This is a genomic window from Mesorhizobium sp. M4A.F.Ca.ET.050.02.1.1, assembly GCF_003997725.1.
Taxonomy (GTDB): Bacteria; Pseudomonadota; Alphaproteobacteria; order Rhizobiales; family Rhizobiaceae; genus Mesorhizobium.
This window is the reverse complement of record NZ_RZSG01000941.1, coordinates 1-2,092: the sequence shown is the minus strand read 5'-3', so window position 1 is coordinate 2,092 and position 2,092 is coordinate 1. Positions and strand designations below refer to the sequence as shown.

At 61.9% G+C, this 2,092-nt stretch carries 3 protein-coding genes; all 3 read left to right on the top strand.

The genetic code is table 11. The features are described from left to right. Positions 1-273: 273 nt before the first annotated feature. Positions 274-414: a DUF1127 domain-containing protein gene (locus tag EOA33_RS33405; RefSeq protein WP_006335194.1), complete on the top strand. Its 141-nt coding sequence runs from the start codon at positions 274-276 to the stop codon at positions 412-414. Between the two features lie 51 nt (positions 415-465). Then, positions 466-606, top strand: coding sequence for a DUF1127 domain-containing protein (locus EOA33_RS33400; protein WP_126054215.1), 141 nt, complete (start codon positions 466-468; stop codon positions 604-606). A gap of 414 nt (positions 607-1,020) precedes the next feature. Next, positions 1,021-2,092: methylenetetrahydrofolate--tRNA-(uracil(54)-C(5))-methyltransferase (FADH(2)-oxidizing) TrmFO (gene trmFO / locus EOA33_RS33395; RefSeq protein ID WP_127407559.1), on the top strand; the 1,072-nt coding region annotated here is incomplete at its 3' end.

Below are 2,092 nucleotides of genomic sequence, written 5' to 3'. Positions count from 1 at the left end.
GGGCGATGTCGGACCTGACCCGCGACGCATAACTCGCCATGCCTTCCCCCTGCCCTCGATCTTTTTCCAGCCCACACGGTCAAACCGTTGACACCACGGCATTTTCGGATTCGGGCTTCTTTATGTCGAAGCCGTGAATGGCCGTTAGTGTTGCATTGCACAATTTGCATTGCTGCCATGCGCCAATGGCACTTTTAAATCGATATGACCCCACCTATTTTCTGTTCGTACACAAACGGAATGACCCGAACGAAAGACGAAACGAGCACTACCATGAACCTGATCCGCAACTACCGCAACTGGCGCCGCTACCGGGACACCGTCTCCGAGCTGAGCCGCCTGTCGAACCGTGAACTGACCGACCTCGGCATCAGCCGCAGCGACATCCACTACGTCGCTCGCAAGGCGGTCTAATCCGCTTCGGGCCGCGAATGGTCCGAACCAGTTTTGAAGAAGAGAACGACAATGAACCTGATCCGCAACTATCGTAACTGGCGCGTTTATCGCGAGACGGTTACCGAGCTGGGTCGTCTGTCGAATCGCCAGCTCCATGATCTCGGCATCGTCCGTGACGAGATCAAGATGGTCGCCCGCAAGGCGGTCTAAGTACAAGAATTTCGCCAGGGTCGACCTCCTCCCCGACCCTGACGGATACGGCCAACCCTTACCTCCTCCCAAGGGTTGACCACTGAAACGGCGCCCGCCGGACCTCCTCCCCCGGCGGGCGTTGTTCCCGAAGCGAACATTGTTCGTCTTTCGAAGCGAATGCAGTTCGTCTTCCAAAGGTTTCGCCCCTTTTCAAACGGCGAAAGGAATTTCGTCAGAGCCGACCTCCTCCCCGGCGATGACGAATACGGTCGATCTTCACCTCCTCCCGAGGATCGACCCCCAAAACGACACCCGCCGGACCTCCTCCCCCGGCGGGTGTTGTGTTTCTGAGGCCGGCTTTGCCGCCCTTCGGCCCTTTCCTGTCCTTCGCGCCAATTGCAATCGCGGCGACAAGCGATTATTCCGGCGCCCATGAGCAAAAATCCCGTTCACGTCATCGGCGGCGGCCTCGCCGGCTCCGAAGCCGCCTGGCAGATCGCTGAGGCCGGCGTTCCGGTCGTGCTGCATGAGATGCGGCCCGTCCGCGGCACCGATGCGCACAAGACCGATGGTCTGGCCGAGCTCGTCTGCTCCAACTCCTTCCGTTCCGACGATGCCGAAACCAACGCGGTCGGCCTGTTGCATGCCGAAATGCGGCTTGCCGGTTCGCTGATCATGAGCGCGGGCGACGCGAACCAGGTGCCGGCCGGCGGCGCGCTGGCCGTCGACCGCGACGGCTTTTCCGAGGCGGTGACCCGAAAGATCGAAGCGCATCCGCTGATCACCATCCAGCGCGAGGAAGTGCCCGGCCTGCCGCCGGCGGACTGGGACCAGGCGATCATCGCCACCGGCCCGCTGACCGCACCTTCGCTGGCCCAATCGATCGCGCAGGCCACTGGCGCCGATGCGCTCGCCTTCTTCGATGCGATCGCGCCGATCGTGCATTTCGACACGATCGACATGGACACCTGCTGGTTCCAGTCGCGCTACGACAAGGTCGGCCCCGGCGGCACCGGCAAGGACTACATCAACTGCCCGATGGACAAGGACCAGTATCTCGCCTTCGTCCAGGCGCTGGTCGACGGCCAGAAGACCGAGTTCAAAGAATGGGAAGGCACGCCCTATTTCGACGGTTGCCTGCCGATCGAGGTGATGGCTGAACGCGGCGTCGAGACGCTGCGCCACGGACCGATGAAGCCGATGGGGCTGACCAACGTCCACAATCCATCGGTGAAGGCGTACGCCGTCGTCCAGCTGCGCCAGGACAATGCACTGGGCACGCTCTACAATATGGTCGGCTTCCAGACCAAGCTGAAGCATGCCGAGCAGGTGCGCGTGTTCCGCACCATTCCCGGCCTGGAAAACGCCGATTTCGCCCGCCTCGGCGGCCTGCACCGCAACACCTACATCAACTCGCCGACCCTGCTTGACGCTTCGCTGCAGCTTAAATCGCGGCCAGGCCTGCGCTTTGCCGGCCAGATCACCGGCTGCGAAGGCTATGTCG